A 2,251-nucleotide genomic window follows, 5' to 3' on the forward strand; every position below is an offset into this window, starting at 1 on the left:
TCCTGCATTGTTCCTCACGTCCTTTCTGTTGTTTCATCACATCTTTTATGGTCTGGTACGACATACCAAACACATACTTTGAAAAATCTTCTAACTGTCTTTCTTCATAGTCGGCTGGGTTCAGCCTTTTCATTTCATGCCACACCTTACGTTTGTAAGAGGGTAGGTCGGAAATGTATTCACAGCCGACTTTTTTCTGCATATCCTTAAAAATATCATTCATGCAATCACTCCAATCTGAAATTTAGGTAAGAAAAAAGCAGTCAATCCTAAGACTAACTGCTCTGTGTGTATGGATATGAAATTGTTTATCAGACATATTGTTTGAAAAATACATTTAACTTTTGCCCTAGTAGTGTTGGGTTATCTGTATTTACTTCATGTCCTGCATTTTCAATAATAGCTATTTCTGCGTTTTCTATCTGTTGTTGCAATTCTAAAGAAGCTTTTTTATTTATCTTATCCTTATCGCCACAGACAACAAGTACCGAACATGATATTTTTTTCAGTTCATGTTTAAAATTAAGTTCTGTCATAGATTTGCATAGATTGATAAAATCTGTTTTCTGAAAGCCCATTTTTTCAAATGCTGAACAAGGCATAATACGGAATATCAGATTTTGCATTTTTAACAGATACTTTGGCATTTCATATTGTGTGCCTATTAACACTAATGAGTTCATTTTTTCTGGGTGTTCTATCGCATACTGCATAGCAAGAATACCACCTAAAGAAAGTCCACAAATATTTAGCGGTTCTTCAAACTGTTCACAGTATGTTTCCAATGTCCGATACAATGTATCATAACATGGTGTTTTCCCAGAAAGCCAATCTGATAAATTAGGGCATAAAACTTCAAAATCATCATTGAATACTTTTACGGTATTACTCCAACTTTCAGAAGATTGTCCCAAACCATGAAGCATTATATATTTCATTTCATCACTCCTAGATACTGTGTTTCATATCCACATTATAACATTCTCATATCAGCACCACAATAAAATTCTATGCACCGATAATCTTATTGAACAGCTCTAACAGACACCATTTCATCACTCCAATCTGAAATTTTGATAAGAAAAAAGCAGTCAATCCTAAAACTAACTGCTTTGTGTGTGGATATAAAATCTAAATTCTATTGTATAACTTTTCTTAGCCAATTATCTCTAAAGAAAATCTGTTCGTCAGTATGAAACCAATGTTCTCCGTCATTCATAACGGTAAGATTTGCACAATGTTTATCAATAAATTTATCTACCGTTTGACGTGATGTAAGATTATCATGTTCAGCATACAAAATTTCAGTAGGCATTTTCCAATTTATCGGGTTTGCCCGAACAAAACATAGATATTCCCACGATAATGTTTCTCCAAAATCAGTTGGTATTTCTTTTCTTTCAGAAAGTTCCTTTTCAGACACATTCGCCCAGCTCATCATATCTACTATAAGTTGTTCCATATCAAGTATAGGCGATATGAATAATGCTTTTTCAATCTTGAAATTCTGTAATGTGTGCATTGTAAAATAAGCTCCGATACTATTAGCAAGTACATATATGTAGTCATATTTTTCAGATATTTTATCGTAGACTTCCATAATTTTATTTTTTACAATCCACGGGAAATAGTCATTATAATCTACTCCAAAAACATCAAAATCTAAACAAATATTTTTGAACTGTTCAGCTTCAAGATAACTTCCACCTTTACCATGAACATATATCATTGCTTTCTTCAAAATAACGCCCCCATAAATCAGAATTTTATATATCCACATTATACCATTCTCATATCAGCATCACAATAAAATTTTATGCACCGATAATCTTGTTGAACAGTTCTAACAGTACATCTTTCACACCGCCAGCATTAAATACCAAGCCGACAGCAATCAAGGCAACTACCAAGAAGCCGATAAGTTTGGAAAACTCACGTTTGAACCCTAAGTAGATACCAATAACCACAATCGCCATAAGCACTAAGCTCTGTGCGTTTGATAAAAACCATTGATATAAATTTTGTCCGAAATTCATTTAATTGTCCTCGCTTTCTTTTAATTGTTTCATTTCACAGTCAGCTTCTTTGCCGACATTCAAAATACACATCAAGACTACGCCGATACCCATTCCCATAGATACCAGCAGGAAGTCTTTTAATAATACCCACATTTTTCATCACTCCTAACTTTCTACCAAATCTTTTGCAGGGGTCGTCTGCTGTTTGATTATCATTTCATGCTTTTCTGTGA

Annotated in this window: 5 protein-coding genes; all 5 read right to left on the reverse strand. The window is 33.7% G+C overall.

Features of this window, described 5'->3' with window-relative positions; all coding sequences use genetic code 11:
* Positions 1-223 (reverse strand): conjugal transfer protein (locus LJD34_RS15765; RefSeq protein ID WP_227360345.1); only part of this gene is annotated, 223 nt, incomplete at its 3' end.
* An 88-nt stretch (positions 224-311) separates the two neighbouring features.
* Positions 312-938: an alpha/beta fold hydrolase gene (locus LJD34_RS15770; RefSeq protein ID WP_009319953.1), complete on the reverse strand. Its 627-nt coding sequence runs from the start codon at positions 936-938 to the stop codon at positions 312-314.
* A 200-nt stretch (positions 939-1,138) separates the two neighbouring features.
* Positions 1,139-1,741 (reverse strand): alpha/beta hydrolase, encoded by a 603-nt coding sequence (locus LJD34_RS15775; RefSeq protein WP_227160659.1) that lies wholly within the window; start codon positions 1,739-1,741, stop codon positions 1,139-1,141.
* A gap of 73 nt (positions 1,742-1,814) precedes the next feature.
* Positions 1,815-2,036, reverse strand: coding sequence for a hypothetical protein (locus tag LJD34_RS15780; protein WP_002323342.1), 222 nt, complete (start codon positions 2,034-2,036; stop codon positions 1,815-1,817).
* The gene (locus LJD34_RS15785) at positions 2,037-2,171 is read right to left on the reverse strand and encodes a DUF3789 domain-containing protein (protein ID WP_002322987.1); all 135 of its coding nucleotides are present in this window, start codon (positions 2,169-2,171) and stop codon (positions 2,037-2,039) included.
* Between the last annotated feature and the right edge of the window lie 80 nt (positions 2,172-2,251).

The organism is Faecalibacillus sp. MSK20_93, from assembly GCF_020589945.1.
GTDB lineage: Bacteria > Bacillota_I > Bacilli_A > Erysipelotrichales > Coprobacillaceae > Faecalibacillus > Faecalibacillus intestinalis.

Coding starts and splice junctions, on each gene's coding strand:
- LJD34_RS15770 (WP_009319953.1), bottom strand. CDS start 938: ATGAAATATATAATGCTTCATGGTTTGGGACAATCTTCTGAAAGTTGG.
- LJD34_RS15780 (WP_002323342.1), bottom strand. CDS start 2,036: ATGAATTTCGGACAAAATTTATATCAATGGTTTTTATCAAACGCACAG.
- LJD34_RS15785 (WP_002322987.1), bottom strand. CDS start 2,171: ATGTGGGTATTATTAAAAGACTTCCTGCTGGTATCTATGGGAATGGGT.